15 protein-coding genes and 2 riboswitches are annotated in these 15,884 nt (G+C 70.7%); of the genes, 10 read left to right on the top strand and 5 right to left on the bottom strand.

Annotated elements, in window-relative coordinates; genetic code table 11:
* Positions 1 to 58: 58 nt before the first annotated feature.
* The 5 genes from ACLHRZ_RS21280 (at position 59) to ACLHRZ_RS21260 (ending at position 5,250) form a co-directional block, all read left to right on the top strand.
* Positions 59 to 1,297, top strand: coding sequence for a L,D-transpeptidase (locus ACLHRZ_RS21280; protein WP_490420080.1), 1,239 nt, complete (start codon positions 59 to 61; stop codon positions 1,295 to 1,297).
* Between the two features lie 268 nt (positions 1,298 to 1,565).
* The gene (locus ACLHRZ_RS21275) at positions 1,566 to 2,813 is read left to right on the top strand and encodes a L,D-transpeptidase (RefSeq protein ID WP_490420079.1); all 1,248 of its coding nucleotides are present in this window, start codon (positions 1,566 to 1,568) and stop codon (positions 2,811 to 2,813) included.
* A gap of 119 nt (positions 2,814 to 2,932) precedes the next feature.
* Positions 2,933 to 3,700: an enoyl-CoA hydratase/isomerase family protein gene (locus ACLHRZ_RS21270; RefSeq protein WP_490420078.1), complete on the top strand. Its 768-nt coding sequence runs from the start codon at positions 2,933 to 2,935 to the stop codon at positions 3,698 to 3,700.
* 278 nt (positions 3,701 to 3,978) lie between these two features.
* Positions 3,979 to 4,482 (top strand): ATP-binding protein, encoded by a 504-nt coding sequence (locus ACLHRZ_RS21265; protein ID WP_490420077.1) that lies wholly within the window; start codon positions 3,979 to 3,981, stop codon positions 4,480 to 4,482.
* Between the two features lie 270 nt (positions 4,483 to 4,752).
* The gene (locus ACLHRZ_RS21260) at positions 4,753 to 5,250 is read left to right on the top strand and encodes an N-acetylmuramoyl-L-alanine amidase (protein ID WP_490420076.1); all 498 of its coding nucleotides are present in this window, start codon (positions 4,753 to 4,755) and stop codon (positions 5,248 to 5,250) included.
* Between the two features lie 12 nt (positions 5,251 to 5,262).
* Here ACLHRZ_RS21260 and ACLHRZ_RS21255 read toward each other — a convergent pair whose 3' ends face one another.
* The 5 genes from ACLHRZ_RS21255 to gcvT all read right to left on the bottom strand — a co-directional run bounded on the left by ACLHRZ_RS21255 (position 5,263) and on the right by gcvT (position 10,001).
* Positions 5,263 to 5,577, bottom strand: coding sequence for a hypothetical protein (locus tag ACLHRZ_RS21255; RefSeq protein ID WP_490420075.1), 315 nt, complete (start codon positions 5,575 to 5,577; stop codon positions 5,263 to 5,265).
* A gap of 35 nt (positions 5,578 to 5,612) precedes the next feature.
* The gene (locus ACLHRZ_RS21250) at positions 5,613 to 6,995 is read right to left on the bottom strand and encodes an L-serine ammonia-lyase (RefSeq protein WP_490420074.1); all 1,383 of its coding nucleotides are present in this window, start codon (positions 6,993 to 6,995) and stop codon (positions 5,613 to 5,615) included.
* Positions 6,996 to 7,132: 137 nt separating this feature from the next.
* Positions 7,133 to 8,395 (bottom strand): serine hydroxymethyltransferase, encoded by a 1,263-nt coding sequence (glyA, locus tag ACLHRZ_RS21245; protein ID WP_490420073.1) that lies wholly within the window; start codon positions 8,393 to 8,395, stop codon positions 7,133 to 7,135.
* A 36-nt stretch (positions 8,396 to 8,431) separates the two neighbouring features.
* Positions 8,432 to 8,806 carry a glycine cleavage system protein GcvH gene (gene gcvH, locus ACLHRZ_RS21240; protein WP_490420072.1) on the bottom strand — a complete coding sequence of 125 codons (375 nt, stop codon included), beginning with the start codon at positions 8,804 to 8,806 and terminating at the stop codon, positions 8,432 to 8,434.
* Between the two features lie 73 nt (positions 8,807 to 8,879).
* Positions 8,880 to 10,001, bottom strand: a complete 1,122-nt coding sequence (gene gcvT, locus ACLHRZ_RS21235) for a glycine cleavage system aminomethyltransferase GcvT (protein ID WP_490420071.1) — start codon at positions 9,999 to 10,001, stop codon at positions 8,880 to 8,882.
* A 30-nt stretch (positions 10,002 to 10,031) separates the two neighbouring features.
* Positions 10,032 to 10,134, bottom strand: a riboswitch (glycine riboswitch).
* Positions 10,135 to 10,228: riboswitch (glycine riboswitch) on the bottom strand.
* Between the two features lie 146 nt (positions 10,229 to 10,374).
* On the opposite strand from gcvT, the gene ACLHRZ_RS21230 reads away from it, so the two are divergent.
* The 5 genes from ACLHRZ_RS21230 (at position 10,375) to ACLHRZ_RS21210 (ending at position 15,860) form a co-directional block, all read left to right on the top strand.
* Positions 10,375 to 10,938 carry an AAA family ATPase gene (locus ACLHRZ_RS21230; protein WP_490420070.1) on the top strand — a complete coding sequence of 188 codons (564 nt, stop codon included), beginning with the start codon at positions 10,375 to 10,377 and terminating at the stop codon, positions 10,936 to 10,938.
* Between the two features lie 117 nt (positions 10,939 to 11,055).
* On the top strand, positions 11,056 to 11,811 hold the full coding sequence (locus ACLHRZ_RS21225; protein ID WP_490420069.1) for an enhanced serine sensitivity protein SseB: 756 nt from the start codon (positions 11,056 to 11,058) through the stop codon (positions 11,809 to 11,811).
* 98 nt (positions 11,812 to 11,909) lie between these two features.
* The gene (locus ACLHRZ_RS21220; protein WP_490420068.1) at positions 11,910 to 12,716 is read left to right on the top strand and encodes an enhanced serine sensitivity protein SseB C-terminal domain-containing protein; all 807 of its coding nucleotides are present in this window, start codon (positions 11,910 to 11,912) and stop codon (positions 12,714 to 12,716) included.
* Between the two features lie 310 nt (positions 12,717 to 13,026).
* Positions 13,027 to 14,025: an ABC transporter permease gene (locus ACLHRZ_RS21215; protein ID WP_490420067.1), complete on the top strand. Its 999-nt coding sequence runs from the start codon at positions 13,027 to 13,029 to the stop codon at positions 14,023 to 14,025.
* A gap of 74 nt (positions 14,026 to 14,099) precedes the next feature.
* Entirely contained in the window at positions 14,100 to 15,860 is a 1,761-nt protein-coding gene (locus ACLHRZ_RS21210; protein ID WP_490420066.1) for an ABC transporter substrate-binding protein, read from the top strand.
* The last annotated feature ends 24 nt before the right edge of the window (positions 15,861 to 15,884 follow it).

The raw sequence follows: 15,884 nt of genomic DNA, 5'->3' as shown, positions 1-15,884 counted from the left end.
GCCGCAGCAAGCGAGTGCAGTGACGTTTCTCGGGAGGGGAAGCGTCGTTGGGCCCGGTGTGACACATGGACTCTCGCGCGCGGCACGGAGCTGGACCGTGCCGGCGGCGGCCCTCGCCCTCCTGGCCGTGCTCGGCGGGTGCACCTCGGTCTCCCCGGTGGCACCGGTCGCCCCGCGGACTGCGTTCACCGACGACGCGCGCCCGACCGCCGGGCTGATCCGTGTCGTCCCCGGCGACCGCGCGGAGGACGTCCCTGCGGACGCCCGGTTCGAAGTGAGGGTTCCGCACGGCACCCTGGAACGGGTGGACGTCACCGAGCTCCAGGACGGCGGGCAGCGCCCCCTGGCGGGCCGGATCACCCCGGACGGCCACACCTGGCGGCCCACCGCGCAGGGCCGGCTCGGGCTGGCCGCCCGCTACGCCGTGGACGTCGTGGCCCGTGACGTCTCCGGCCACCGCGCCGCCCGGCACACCATGTTCACCACCTATGTGCCGGAGCATCGTTTCATCGGGTACTTCACACCGGAGCCGAACAGCACCGTGGGCACCGGCATGATCGTTTCTCTCGGCTTCAACCGGCCCATCACCGACCGGGCCGCCGTCGAACGCGCCATCCGCGTCACCTCCGACCCGCCGGCCGAGATCGCCGCGCACTGGTTCGGCCCCACCCGCCTCGACTTCCGGCCGCGTACGTACTGGAAGCCCGGCACCGAGGTCAGCCTCGCCCTGCGGCTGCGCGACGTGCGCGGCGGCGAGGGGGTCTACGGCTCGCAGGACAAGACCGTCCGCTTCACCGTCGGCCGCAGCCAGGTCAGTACCGTCGACGCCGCCCAGCACACCATGGAGGTCGTCCGCGACGGCCGGTCGATGGCGACGCTGCCCATCACGGCCGGCGGACCGGGCAATGCCACCTACAACGGGCGGATGGTCATCAGCGAGAAGTTCGACGTGACCCGGATGAACGGCGGCACAGTGGGCTTCGGGGGCGAGTACGACATCTCGGATGTCCCGCACGCCATGCGCCTGACCGCCTCCGGGACGTTCCTGCACGGCAACTACTGGGCCCGGCCGGGCGCGTTCGGCACCCTGAACACCAGCCACGGCTGCATCGGGCTGCGCGACACCCAGGGCGGCAGCCCGTCGAGCCCGGCGGGCTGGTTCTACGACGGCTCGCTCATCGGCGATGTCGTCGAGGTCGTCCACTCCGGGGAGCGGACCGTGGCCCCGGACAACGGGCTGAGCGGCTGGAACATGTCCTGGGAGGAGTGGCGCGCGGGGTCGGCCCTCGGGGGCTGAACGCCGCGCCACCGCGTCCCACGCCCGTTCGCCCGCCCCTGAGTTCGACCCGCTGGGCGTCTCGACATATGCTGCGCGCCTGGTGACCGTGTCCGGAAACAACCGCTTCACTTCAGTCACCTCCCTCACCCCAGGCGCACGGCTCGTATCACCCCTCCCATTTGGGACCGAACGGTGACATTCGCGAGGTCAGCGTCGCCAAAGGCGTGTGGTTATCTATCGACATGCGCGTGAGCCGCGCACAGGGGGCGCCGTGTGGCCGTGCGCCATGCGAAGGGAGACAACCGTTGTGAACGTGCAGCCGATACCGGTGCGCCGGGGCCGTCGGGCGGGCCTGTCCGTGCTGTTGATCGGAACGGTGCTGACGCTGGTCAGCGCCTGCGGCGGGGACGGTGACGGGGGGAAGTCCGGCGGCAGTGCCGACGGTGCCTCCGTGGCCGTGGTGGACATCGCGCCCAAGGACGGCGCGAGCGATGTCGCCACGAGCGGCGCACTCAAGATCACTGCGGAGAAGGGCAGTCTGACGTCGGTCAAGGTTGCCGACGCCAAGGGCAACGCGGTCGACGGCCGCATATCCGGCGGCGGTTCGGCATGGCAGCCCTCCGGGCACCTCGCCGCCTCCACGAAGTACACGGTCGACGCGGTGGCGAAGGACGACAAGGGCCGCGAGTCGGCCAAGCACGCCGTCTTCACCACCCTCACGCCCCAGAACACGTTCGTCGGCTACTTCACGCCGGAGGACGGCACCACCGTCGGGGTGGGCATGCCCGTATCGATCAATTTCAGCCGCGGCATCACCGACCCCAAGGCCGTCCAGCAGGCCATCAAGGTGACCGCCGAGCCGGCCGTGGACATCAAACCCCACTGGTTCGGCAACGACCGCCTCGACCTCCGTCCGGAGAAGTACTGGGCGCCCGGCACCAAGGTGACGGTCAGCATGGACCTCGACGGCGTGCAGGGCCGCGAGGGCGTCTACGGCACCCAGAAGAAGACGGTGAAGTTCACCGTCGGCCGCAGCCAGGTCAGCACGGTCGACGCGAGCAGCCACCAGATGACCGTCGTGCGCGACGGCAAGACCGTCAAGACCATCCCGATCTCGGCCGGCGGGCCGGGCCACTCGACGTACAACGGTCAGATGGTCATCAGCGAGAAGGACGAAGTCACCCGCATGGACGGCCGCACGGTCGGCTTCGGCGGCGAGTACGACATCTCCGACGTGCCGCACGCCATGCGCCTGTCCAACTCGGGCACCTTCATCCACGGCAACTACTGGTCCGGTGAAGGAACGTTCGGCTCGGAGAACGCCAGCCACGGCTGTGTCGGCCTGTCCGACGAGCGCGGCGGCGGCGACCCCTCCACGCCGGCCTCCTGGTTCTTCGACAACTCGCTCATCGGCGACGTGGTGATCGTGAAGAACTCCGAAGACAAAACGATCCAGCCGGACAACGGGCTCAACGGCTGGAACATGCCGTGGTCCCAGTGGACGGCCCCGAGCGGCGGCGACTCCGACAACTGACGCCCCTCGCGACGGCTGTTCGGGCGGCCCGGTGCACTGTGACCAAGTGCACCGGGCCGCCCTCGGTGCAGCGCCTTTCCGGGGGACACCCCCGGACCCCCGCGGGCTAACCTGCTGTCATGACTGTGCATCTTGAGGTCGCCGAGGGCGTCGGCACGCTCCGCCTGGACCGCCCGCCGATGAACGCACTGGACATCGCCATGCAGGACCGGCTCCGCGAGCTGGCCGAGGAGGCGACCCACCGGGACGACGTGCGGGCGGTCGTGGTGTGGGGCGGGGAGAAGGTGTTCGCGGCCGGCGCGGACATCAAGGAGATGCAGAAGATGGACCAGGCCGCGATGGTGGCCCGGTCCCGCGGTCTCCAGGACGCCTTCACCGCCGTCGCCAAGATCCCCAAGCCCGTCGTCGCCGCCGTCACCGGCTATGCGCTCGGCGGCGGCTGCGAACTCGCGCTCTGCGCCGACTACCGGATCGCCGGGGAGAACGCCAAGCTCGGCCAGCCCGAGATCCTGCTGGGCCTCATCCCCGGCGCGGGCGGCACCCAGCGGCTGTCCCGGCTCGTCGGCCCGTCCCGGGCCAAGGACCTCATCTTCACGGGCCGTCAGGTGAAGGCGGACGAGGCGCTCGCGCTCGGTCTCGTCGACCGCGTGGTGCCGGCCGGCGAGGTGTACGAGCAGGCGCACGCCTGGGCGGCCCGGCTCGCGGCCGGCCCGGCCATCGCCCTGCGCGCCGCCAAGGAGGCGGTGGACGCGGGCCTGGAGACCGACATCGACAACGGGCTCACCATCGAACGCACCTGGTTCGCCGCGCTCTTCGCCACCGAGGACCGTGAAATCGGTATGCGCAGCTTCGTCGAGGAAGGCCCGGGCAAGGCCAAGTTCGTCTGAAACATGGACTGTTGAGGAGATACGCCCGGAGTCCCGCACTCCGGGCGTTGCCTCTTGTGGGGGAATTCCGGCACGAGTCCGCATGCTCCCGGAAGGCCTTCGCCAAGGCTTCGGCGCGCTGCGGTGCACCGGGGCCCGCCGCAGGTCAGTCGGCCTCTTCCCGGTGTGCCGGAGCCAGAGGCATATGTCGCCGGGGCGGCCCGGAAGGCTTTCCTCCGTGGAATCGGATCCGGCCGTTCCTCATCCCTTGCGGCGAAACGGCGGCCATGATGGGGGACATGGCGGGCCTGGAGGGAATGGAGCAGCCGCGGCAGCGGGCCGTTGCGACCCCGGTGCGGTGGACGCCGAACGTCGAGGACGAACTGGCGCTCAAGTCGCTGGAGCTGTTCGGCAATCCGATGACGGGCGAGATCCGGCTGCCCTCCCAGCCCCAGTCCGCCGTCGCCGCCCGCCGGCTGACCCAGACCGTATGCCTGCGGCACTGGGGGGTCACCGCACAGATCACCGAGCATGCGGTGCTGCTCGTCTCGGAGCTCGTCGGCAACGCCGTCCGGCACACCGGCGCCCGCTACTTCGGGCTGCGGATGCGGCGCCGGCGCGGCTGGATGCGCATCGAGGTGCGCGACCCCTCGCGCGGGCTGCCGTGCCTGATCCCGGTGCGCGAGATGGACACCAGCGGGCGCGGGCTGTTCCTGGTGGACAAGCTGTCGGACCGCTGGGGCGTGGACCTGCTCGCGTGCGGCAAGACGACCTGGTTCGAGATGCGGGTGGCCGACCGCTGAGGCGGGCCGTCCGGAAAACGAAGAGGCCCCCATCCGTCGTCGTACGACGGGCCGGGGGCCTCTTCGTTGTGGCCGCGGAAAGGGGTGGGGTGTATTCCGCGGCGCGATGACGACCTGGCCCGGGTCAATGGGGGTCGTGGCTTCGACTATGGCAGACGCGGGTAGTCAATACCAAAACGAGTCCCGCTCATTCCAAGGTGAGTTCTGACACTTACCTTGCATTTAGTGAATGGTCGACCGTTCCGGCTTATTTTTATGCAAGGAGGTCCGGTGGCTTCGCTTCTGTCCTACCCGCCGACCCATTGGATTCCGGCCGCCGGGGCCGACTTCACGGTCTCCGGCCGCCCCGGTACCCATCCGGTGGAGCTCGTCGTGATCCACGTGACCCAGGAGACCTTCCAGGACGCCCGGAGAATCTTCCAGGACCCCGGCTCCCGGGTCTCGGCCCACTACATGGTGGCCTCCGCCGACGGCTACGTCGGCCAGTTCGTCCGCGAGAAGGACATCGCCTGGCACGCGGGCAACTGGGACTACAACACCCGCAGCATCGGCATCGAGCACGAGGGCTGGATCGACCGCCCCGAATACTTCACCGACGCCCTCTACACCGCCTCGGCGCAGCTGACCGCCGCCGTCTGCGACCGCTACGGGATCCCCAGGGACCGGGACCACATCATCGGCCACGTCGAAGTGCCCGGCTCCACGCACACCGACCCGGGGCCGCACTGGGACTGGGACCGCTACATGGCCCTGGTGACCGGCTTCTGAGACGGGCGCGGCTCAGCGCCAGGAGCGCCGCTGCGCGGCGTTCGCCCGGCGCCGCCGGTCGTTGCACAGCAGACAGCGGCCCCAGCCCGGCGGCAGCGGATCGTCCTTGTCCCCGTACAGCGGGTCCACCGCCCCCTTCGGGTGCTCGGAGCAGCCCGTGGCCCCCGCGCCCGCACCCAGCGCCGCCGCCGCGGCCGACGCCCTGCGCAGGGCGTCGAGCAGCTGCTCGGCCTCGTGCGGGGCGGGCGCGGCGGCGTCGAGGGAGAAGGCGATGTCGGAAGCGGTGTTGAGCGCGCTCTGCAGCTCGCGCAGGTCTGCGTAACCCATGGCTCAGAGCGTACGGGGAGGCACTGACAACGCCGTCAGCACTCGATGACGTTGACCGCGAGGCCGCCCCGCGCCGTCTCCTTGTACTTGACCTTCATGTCCGCGCCCGTCTCCTTCATGGTCTTGATGACCTTGTCCAGGGAGACGTGGTGGCGGCCGTCGCCACGCAGGGCCATGCGGGCCGCCGTGACGGCCTTCGCCGCGGCCATGCCGTTGCGCTCGATGCACGGGATCTGCACCAGGCCGCCCACGGGGTCGCAGGTGAGGCCGAGGTTGTGCTCCATGCCGATCTCGGCCGCGTTCTCGACCTGTTCGGGGCTGCCGCCGAGGACCTCGGCGAGGCCGCCGGAGGCCATCGAGCAGGCGGAGCCGACCTCGCCCTGGCAGCCGACCTCGGCGCCGGAGATCGAGGCGTTCTCCTTGAAGAGCATGCCGATCGCGCCCGCGGCGAGGAGGAAGCGCACGACGCCGTCCTCGTCCGCACCGGGGACGAAGTTCATGTAGTAGTGCAGAACGGCCGGGATGATACCGGCGGCGCCGTTGGTGGGAGCGGTGACGACGCGGCCGCCCGCGGCGTTCTCCTCGTTGACCGCCATGGCGTAGACGGTGATCCACTCCATCGCGCGGGCCTGCGGGTCGCCCTCGGCGCGCAGCTGGCGCGCGGAGCCGGCGGCGCGGCGGCGGACCTTCAGGCCGCCCGGCAGGATGCCCTCGCGGGACATGCCGCGCGCGACGCAGGACTGCATCACGCGCCAGATCTCCAGCAGGCCCGCGCGGATCTCGTCCTCGGTGCGCCAGGCCTTCTCGTTCTCCAGCATCAGGGCGGAGATCGACAGGCCCGTCTCGCGGGAGAGCCGCAGCAGCTCGTCGCCGGTGCGGAAGGGGTACTTCAGCACGGTGTCGTCCAGGACGATGCGGTCCTGGCCCACCGCGTCCTCGTCGACGACGAAGCCGCCGCCGACCGAGTAGTAGGTCTTCTCCAGCAGCGGCGCCCCGGCCTCGTCGTAGGCGAAGAGCGTCATGCCGTTGGCGTGGTACGGCAGGGCGCGGCGGCGGTGCAGGATCAGCTGGGTGGACTCGTCGAAGTCGATCTCGTGGGCCGAGCCGATCTCGGTGCCGAGGAGCTTGAGGCGCTTGGTGGTGCGGATGCGCTCCACCTCGTCGTCGGCGATCTCCACGTCGACGGTGCGCGGGGAGTGGCCCTCCAGGCCCAGCAGGACGGCCTTGGGGGTGCCGTGGCCGTGGCCGGTGGCGCCGAGGGAGCCGAAGAGCTCGGCCCGCACGGAGACGGTGTGGGCGAGCAGGCCCTCGTTCTTCAAACGGCCGACGAACATCCGTGCCGCACGCATCGGACCGACCGTGTGGGAGCTGGACGGGCCTATGCCGATCGAGAAGAGATCGAAAACGGAGATGGCCACGGTGGCTGCTCCTCTGGTCGGTGGTACTCGGTGGTACGCGGTTTTGCGGGGGGTCTGTTACACGGTGCGGGGCACCGGGCCCACCTTTCAGTGTGCCCTGGTGCCCCTTACCGGCGGGTAAAGCGGGAGCTGACGGGTTACTTCAGCCCGGGGTACAGCGGGTGCTTCGCCGCGAGGGCGGTGACACGGGCGCGCAGGGCCTCCGCGTCGTAGCCCGGCTTCAGGGCCTCGGCGATGACGTCCGCGACCTCGCGGAAGTCCTCGGCCTCGAAGCCGCGCGTGGCCAGCGCCGGGGTGCCGATCCGCAGGCCCGAGGTGACCATCGGGGGACGCGGGTCGTTCGGGATCGCGTTGCGGTTGACCGTGATGCCGACCTCGTGGAGACGGTCCTCGGCCTGCTGGCCGTCCAGCTCGGAGTGGCGCAGGTCCACCAGGACCAGGTGCACGTCCGTGCCGCCGGACAGGACGGAGACGCCCTCCGCCGTCACGTCGTCCTGGACGAGGCGCTCGGCCAGGATCTTCGCGCCCTCCAGCGTGCGGCGCTGGCGGTCCTTGAACTCCTCCGTCGCCGCGACCTTGAAGGAGACCGCCTTGGCGGCGATCACGTGCTCCAGCGGGCCGCCCTGCTGACCGGGGAACACCGCCGAGTTGATCTTCTTGGCCAGCTCGGCCGTGGAGAGGATCACGCCACCGCGCGGACCGCCCAGGGTCTTGTGCGTGGTCGTGGTGACGACGTGCGCGTGCGGCACCGGGTTCGGGTGCAGACCGGCGGCGACGAGGCCCGCGAAGTGGGCCATGTCGACCATCAGGTACGCGCCGATCTCGTCGGCGATCCGGCGGAAGGCCGCGAAGTCCAGCTGACGCGGGTAGGCGGACCAGCCGGCCACGATCAGCTTCGGGCGGTGCTCCTTGGCGAGGCGCTCGACCTCCTCCATGTCGACCAGGTTGGTCTGCTCGTCGACGTGGTAGGCGACCACGTTGTAGAGCTTGCCGGAGAAGTTGATCTTCATGCCGTGGGTCAGGTGCCCGCCGTGGGCGAGGTTCAGACCCAGGATGGTGTCGCCGGGGGAGAGCAGGGCGAACATCGCGGCGGCGTTGGCCTGCGCGCCGGAGTGCGGCTGCACGTTCGCGTGCTCGGCGCCGAAGAGCGCCTTGACCCGGTCGATGGCGATCTGCTCGACGACGTCGACGTGCTCGCAGCCGCCGTAGTAGCGGCGGCCCGGGTAGCCCTCGGCGTACTTGTTGGTGAGGACCGAGCCCTGGGCCTCCATGACCGCGACCGGAGCGAAGTTCTCCGAGGCGATCATCTCGAGGGTGGACTGCTGGCGGTGGAGTTCGGCGTCGACGGCGGCGGCGACGTCGGGGTCGAGCTCATGGAGGGAGCTGTTCAGAAGCGACATGAGTTCTTCCTGGACGAGAGAGGAGGAGGGCTTGGGTCAGCCGGTGAAGTCGGTGTACTCGTCGGCGGTCAGCAGGTCCGCCGGCTTGTCCGTGATCTTCACCTTGAACAGCCAGCCGCCCTCGAACGGGGCGGAGTTCACCAGCGAGGGGTCGTCCACGACGTCCTGGTTGGCCGCGACGACCTCGCCCGTGACAGGGGCGAAGAGGTCGCTGACCGACTTGGTGGACTCCAGCTCGCCGCAGGTCTCGCCGGCGGTGATGGTGTCACCGACCGCCGGGAGCTGGGCGTAGACGACATCGCCGAGCGCGTTGGCCGCGAACTCGGTGATACCGACCGTCGCCACACCGTCCTCGGTGGCCGAAAGCCACTCGTGCTCCTTGGAGTAGCGCAGCTGCTGGGGGTTGCTCATGAGTCGATTCTCCTGTACGCGGGTCGGTGCTTGTGCAAGGGGTCTTGACAGGTGAGACGGAGAGGAAAGTCGATCAGCGCTCGCGCTTGTAGAACGGCAGCGCCACGACCTCGTACTCCTCATGGCTGCCACGGATGTCCACGGCGATCCCGGGCGCCCCGGGCGCGGCGTGCGCGGCGTCCAGATAGGCGATGGCGATCGGCTTGCCGAGGGTGGGGGAGGGGGCGCCGGAGGTCACCTCGCCGATCACCGTGCCGGAACCGGTCTCGACCACCGGGTACCCGGCGCGCGGCACACGGCGGCCGGCGGCCACCAGGCCGACCAGCTTGCGCGGCGGGGCGCTCTCGGCGCGCTCCGCGGCGGCCTGCAGCGCCTCGCGGCCGACGAAGTCGCCCTGCTTGTCAAACTTGACCACTCGGCCGAGACCGGCGTCGAACGGCGTGGTGGCGGTGGTCAGCTCGTGCCCGTACAGCGGCATGCCGGCCTCCAGGCGGAGCGTGTCACGGCACGAGAGGCCGCACGGCACCAGGCCGGCCGCGGCGCCCGCCTCGGTCAGGGCCTGCCACAGCTTCTCCGCGTCGGCGGGCGCGACGAACAGCTCGAAGCCGTCCTCGCCGGTGTAGCCGGTGCGGGCGATGAGCGCGGGCACGCCCGCGACCGTGCCCGGCAGACCCGCGTAGTACTTCAGGCCGTCGAGGTCGGCGTCGGTGACGGACTTCAGGATCCCGGGGGCGGCGGGGCCCTGGACGGCGATCAGCGCGTAGTGGTCGCGGTCGTCGCGGACCTCGGTGTCGAAGCCGGCGGCGCGCCCGGTGAGCGCGTCCAGCACGGTCTGCGCGTTCGAGGCGTTGGCGACGACCATGAACTCCTGCTCGCCCAGGCGGTAGACGATCAGGTCGTCGAGGATGCCGCCCTCCGCGTTGCAGATCATGGTGTACCGGGCCCGGCCGACGGCCAGCGCGGAGATGTTGCCGACCAGGGCGTGGTCCAGGGCCGCGCCGGCCTGCGGGCCGGTCAGGGTGATCTCGCCCATGTGGGAGAGGTCGAACAGCCCGGCGCGGGTGCGCACGGCGAGGTGCTCGTCACGCTCGCTGCCGTAGCGCAGGGGCATGTCCCAGCCCGCGAAGTCGGTCATGGTGGCGCCGAGCGCGCGGTGCGTCGCGTCGAGGGCCGTTCGGCGAGGGGCAACGGTCATGTGGGGCTCCCAGGCATGGCAGTGAGGACGTCCTCCCCATCTGTCATCGGAACCTGAGAGGTTCACCGGGAGGATCCCCGGCTTGCACCTTGGGTGGGGCCGCCGCAACGGGCGGCCCGCTTTTCAGATCTGCCTCGCCCGTGCGGTATCGGGGCCTGAGAGATTCAAGGGAGGAACTTGCTCCTTCGGCGCCCGGGCGGTGCCCGGGACTCTCCCGCACGGATTCGAGCGGCCGGTATGCAGTTTGGTCGTGCCGGTCCTGCGTTGGCGCGCACATCATTGCACGTACGACCGTGCGATGGACCGGATGCTCCCCCGTGAATTGGATTACCTTTCTTTTACGTTCTGCGGGTATCGGCAGGTGGGAGGTGCCATGACGGAGGTGGTCGACCTGCGGTACCCGGCCGGCGACCTGCTGGTCGTCTCCGGGCTGCCCGGCAGCGGGAAGACGACGCTGATCCGGCGGGCGGTGGCCCCGATGGACGAGGCGGGGGCGCCGGTGCGGTGCGTCGACTCGCAGGACTCCCGGCTCCGGCTGGAGCGGCGGCTGCCGGGCCGGCTGCCGTACGGGCTCTACCGGCCCGTGGCCCGGGTGCTGCACTTCGCGGCGCTGCGGGGTGCCCTGCAGGCGGGCGGGAGCGTGGTGGTGCACGACAGCGGGCGGGTGGGCCTGGTGCGGCGCTGGCTGGCGCGGGGCGTGCGGCGGCGCGGGGGTGCGCTGCACCTGCTGCTGTTGGTCGTCGAGCCGGCGGTGGCGCTGGAGGGGCAGATGCGGCGGGGGCGCCGCGTGTCGCGGCGGGTGTTCGCGCGGCACCGGCGGGCGATGGGGCGGCTGGTCGCGGGGGCCGCCGCGGGGCGCCTGCCGCGGGGCGTGGTGTCGGTCGCGGTCCTGGACCGCGACGCGGCGGACGCGGTACGGGTCATCACGTTCGGCTAGCGCCCCGAAGGGGCGCGGGGAACTGCGCGACCAGCCACAGCGGACCCGCAGCCGAGCGAGCGGGAGTCGGCGCCCCCAGATCCGACTTGGCCCAGGCGCAGCCGTTAAGGTTCGCAGGTGCGCATCCCTGAGCAACGCCCTTACGACTGGCCCGCCAACGAGCTGGAGGCGGTGCTCGCCGCGTCGGTCGGGGTGGCCGGGGCCGGGCCCCGGATCGTCGAGGTGCTCGCGCGCAGCAGCGTGTGGATCCCGCTGCCCAACGGCGGCGGCGCCGACAGCCCCGATCTCGACCTCCCCGCGCTGGAGCTCGACGGGGCCGCGTACGTCCCGGTGTTCAGCTCCGAGCAGGAGTTCCGCCGCGTCGTCGGCGACCGCACCGACTTCGCCGTGGCACCCGCGGTCGAGTTCGCCCGGGGCCTGCCGCCGCAGGTCGGGATCGCCGTCAACCCGGAGGGCACCGTCACGGTGCCGCTGCCGCCGCCGGCCGTGGCCGAGCTGTGCCGGGCCGGGCGCACGGTGCTGGACGGCGACGCCACCGGCGGCCGCGTCCGGCTCTTCCCGCCGGACTGGCAGCAGGAGCCCACCGCCTTCCTCGCCGCCGCCGGGCTGGAGTTCGCGGCCACCGGCCCGGTCCGGACGGCCCGGCGCGCCCTGGCGAGCATCGAGGGTGCGGATCCGGCCCTCTTCGTGGGGATCGAACTGGACCTTCCCGATCCGGGCAGCCGCGAGGCCGCCATGGCGGCCGTCGGCCGCGCGCTGGGCACGGCGCCGGTGCCCTGGCCCGTCCAGCTGGTCTTCCTCGACGTCGCCCAGGACCCGGTCGGCGACTGGATGCGCGCCCAGGTGCGTCCGTTCTACGACCGTGACCTGTGACAGCACCCGTGCCCGCCGCCGCGGGCTCGTAAGCTGGTTGGACGACCAACACGGGGAGCGCGGCCGCGCTCCCCGTGCCGAGAGAAGAGGCGGACCAGGTGAGCGCGGGCGCGGAGAGCGGCGTGGAGCAGGTGCTGCGCCAGGTGGCGCCCGGACGGTACGACACCTATGAGGCGCTGCTGCGGGCCGTGGCCGAGGGCCGGGTGTGGATGCTGCTGTGGCACGGTCAGGCCGGCTCGCCCGACGCGCAGTACGGGAACATGGAGGTCGACGGCCTGGGCTACGCGCCGTGCGTGACGTCCGCGCAGGAGCTCGCCGCCAGCGGCTGGAACCGTGCCCACGAGGTCGTCTCCGGCCGGTCCGTCGCCGCCGCGCTCTACCCCGACCGCTGGGGCCTGTGGCTCAACCCCCATGCGCCCGGCGGCGGTGTCGGCATCCCCTGGCTCGACCTGCGCCGGATCACCGGCGGCCTGGAGCGGCTGCCGGCCGGCCCGCTGCGGCTGAGCGAACCCGCCTCCGACATCCCGCAGTTCTACGCGCTGCTGGCGCAGAACGCCCGCACCACCCCCGTCGTCCGGGCGCTGCGCCGCGCCTGGGTGCAGCCCGCGCTGGGCGCCGCGTACCTGGCGATCGGCCTCGACCTGTACGACACCTCCCGGGCCGCCGTGGAGTCGGTGCGCCTGATGATGCAGCAGTCGATCGGCGCGGTGCCGGACGGGCTGCCGGTGTCGACGGTCTCCCTCGCGGACGAGTACGACCCCGTCGCGATGTGGATGCGTGCCAACGCCCACCCCTTCTACGACCGTGACGCCTACGGCGGCGGCACCCCGGCCCCCGCCGCGCCCTCCCCGGTGTCCGGATACGGCTACCCGCCGCAGCACGGCTGGCAGGCCGGGGCGTACTGACCCGCCAACTCGCCGTACGTCACCGCAGGTTACCCCTCCGTTGAGGGGGCCCGTCCGTCCGTATAACGGAACCTCCCTACGCACATCACGGTTGCGCATCCTTTGGGGGCCGGGTCTGGCGAGTGATCGCGGCCACATTGAAGACTCCCGCTTCAAAGGGCATTCGGCCCTGTGTACGACCTGTTCCGTGTGAGGTTTCCGCACCATCGGCATCATCTGCACCACCCCGCACCATCGCTCCACTTTTGCGCACCAACCGCACCAGTGATGTGAACCGGCCACTCCGGTGGCGAGGGGGGTCCCCGCAACGATGACAGCACCGATCGAGACCACCGGGTCCGCTGCCGGCGCGCAGCCCGAGGCTGTCCTCGCCGGGGCGAAGAGGAGCCAGATCGAAGGGCGTTCGCTCTACCAGATCGCCTGGATCCGCTTCAAACGGGACAGGGTCGCCGTGGCCGGCGGGATCGTGGTGATCCTGCTGGTGCTGCTGGCGGCGCTGGCCAAGCCGATCGAGTCCGTCTTCGGCCTGGACCCCAACACCTTCCACCAGGACCTCATCGACCCGTCCCTGCTCGCGCCCAAGGGCGCCTGGGGCGGCATGAGCTGGGAGCACCCGCTGGGCGTGGACCCGCAGTACGGGCGCGACATCCTGGCCCGGGTCATCGAGGGGTCCTGGGTCTCGCTGCTGGTCGCCACGGGCGCCACGGTGCTCTCGGTGGCCATCGGCACCGTGCTCGGCGTCGTCGCCGGGTTCTACGGCGGCTGGGTGGACAGCGTGATCAGCAGGACGATGGACACCTTCCTGGCCTTCCCGCTGCTGCTGTTCGCCATCTCCATCTCGGCCGCCCTGCAGGACGGCGCCTTCGGGCTCTCGGGGCTGCCGCTGCGGATCAGCGTGCTGATCTTCGTGATCGGCTTCTTCAACTGGCCCTACATGGGCCGCATCGTGCGGGCGCAGACGCTCAGCCTGCGGGAGCGGGAGTTCGTCGAGGCGGCCAGAAGCCTCGGCGCGCGCGGTCCGTTCATCCTCTTCCGGGAGCTGCTGCCCAACCTGGTCGCGCCGATCCTCGTCTACTCGACGCTGCTGATCCCGACCAACATCCTCTTCGAGGCCGCCCTGAGCTTCCTCGGCGTCGGCATCGCCCCGCCGCAGGCCTCGTGGGGCGGCATGCTCACCAGCGCGACGGACCTCTACCAGGCCGATCCCGAGTACATGATCGTGCCGGGCCTGGCCATCTTCGTCACGGTCCTGGCCTTCAACCTGCTGGGCGACGGGCTGCGCGACGCGCTCGACCCCCGCAGCAAGTGATCAGCGCGACAGACCTCTTGAGCGGCCGCCTGCCGGTCCGCCGTACCGTCATCGACCGAGGAGGCGTTCCTCAGGTGAAGAGAAGCAAAGCGACGGCCGCGATAGCCGCGGCCGCGGTCCTGGCCCTCGGGGCGACGGCCTGCGGCGGGGGCGGGTCCAAGAGCAGCGGCGGAAAGGGCGGCGGCAGCTCCGCGACCGACGCGGCCCTCACCTCCGTCGTCAACACGTCCGACAAGAAGGGCGGGACGCTGAAGTTCGCCCTGTCCGACGTGCCCGACTCCCTCGACCCGGGCAACACCTACTACGGCTGGGTGCAGAACTTCGCCCGGCTGTACGCCCGTTCGCTCACCACCTTCAAGCCGGGGGTCGGCAAGGCCGGGCTGCAGATCGTCCCGGACCTCGCCGAGTCGCTGGGCAAGCCGAGCGCGGACGCCAAGACGTGGACGTACACGCTGCGCCAGGGCGTGAAGTACGAGGACGGCACCCCGATCACGTCCAAGGACGTCAAGTACGCCGTCGAGCGCAGCAACTTCGCGCCCGAGGCGCTGTCCAACGGGCCGACGTACTTCAAGGCGCACCTGGTCGACGGCGACAAGTACCAGGGTCCGTACAAGGACAAGAGCCCCGACGGCATCAAGTCCATCGAGACCCCGGACGACCGGACGATCGTCTTCCATCTCAAGGACGGCTTCGCGGACTTCGACTACCTGACGATGCTCCCGCAGACGGCTCCCGTGCCGCAGAAGGCCGACAAGGGTGCCGACTACGTCAAGCACATCGTCTCCTCGGGTCCGTACAAGTTCTCCTCGTACGAGGACGGCAAGGGCGCGACGCTGGTGCGCAACCCGCAGTGGGACCCGAAGACCGACCCGATCCGCAAGGCGCTGCCCGACAAGGTCGAGATCAGCTTCAAGGTCAACCAGGTCACCATCGACAACAACCTGCTCAACGACAGCCTGCAGGTCGATGCGGCGGGCACCGGCGTCGCCCCGCAGACCCAGCCGAAGGTGCTGCAGGATCCCAAGTACAAGAAGCAGACGGACTCCTCCTACGCCGGTGCGACGTCCTACATCGGCCTCAACGTGCACGTGAAGCCGTTCGACAACATCGACTGCCGCAAGGCCGTCCAGTGGGGCATCGACCGGGCCTCCGTGCAGGAGGCGGCAGGCGGCGCGCCCAAGGGTGACGTGGCCACCACGCTGCTGCCGCCGAACGTCAACGGCTACACCAAGTTCGACGAGTACCCCACGCCGGGCGGCAAGGGCGACGTCGCCAAGGCCAAGGAGGAGCTGGCCAAGTGCGGCCGGCCGAACGGCTTCACCACCAACCTGACGGCGCGCTCCGACCGGCCCGCCGAGATGGCCATGGCCACCGCGGTGCAGGCCTCGCTGAAGAAGATCGGCATCACGGCCGAGATCAAGTCCTTCCCCACCGGCAAGTACTTCACCAACTTCGCCGGGGTGCCGGACTACGTGCACAGCCACGACCTCGGCATGATCATGACGGCGTGGGGCGCCGACTGGCCCACCGGCTTCGGCTTCCTGGACCAGATCGCCAACGGCGCGGCCATCAAGCCGTCCGGCGGCAACAACGTCCAGGAGCTCGACGACCCCAAGGTCAACCAGATGCTCAACGACGCCATCAAGAACACCGACGCCGCCGCGCGCGAGAAGGCCTGGGGAGAGATCGACAAGCTGATCGCCGACAACGCCTCGGCGGTGCCCCTGGTCTACCGCAAGAACCTGCTCTTCCGTCCCGCGAGCGCCGCCAACGTCACGGTCACCCAGGCGTACCTCGGCATGTATGACTACGCGCTGATGAGCGTCTCCAAGTAAGCAGCAGGCACGCAGCGGAATCGT

The sequence above is a fragment of the Streptomyces sp. AM25 genome, from assembly GCF_058146165.1.
Note: the sequence above shows the minus strand (reverse complement) of the source record. Positions and strands in the feature narration are given on the sequence as shown.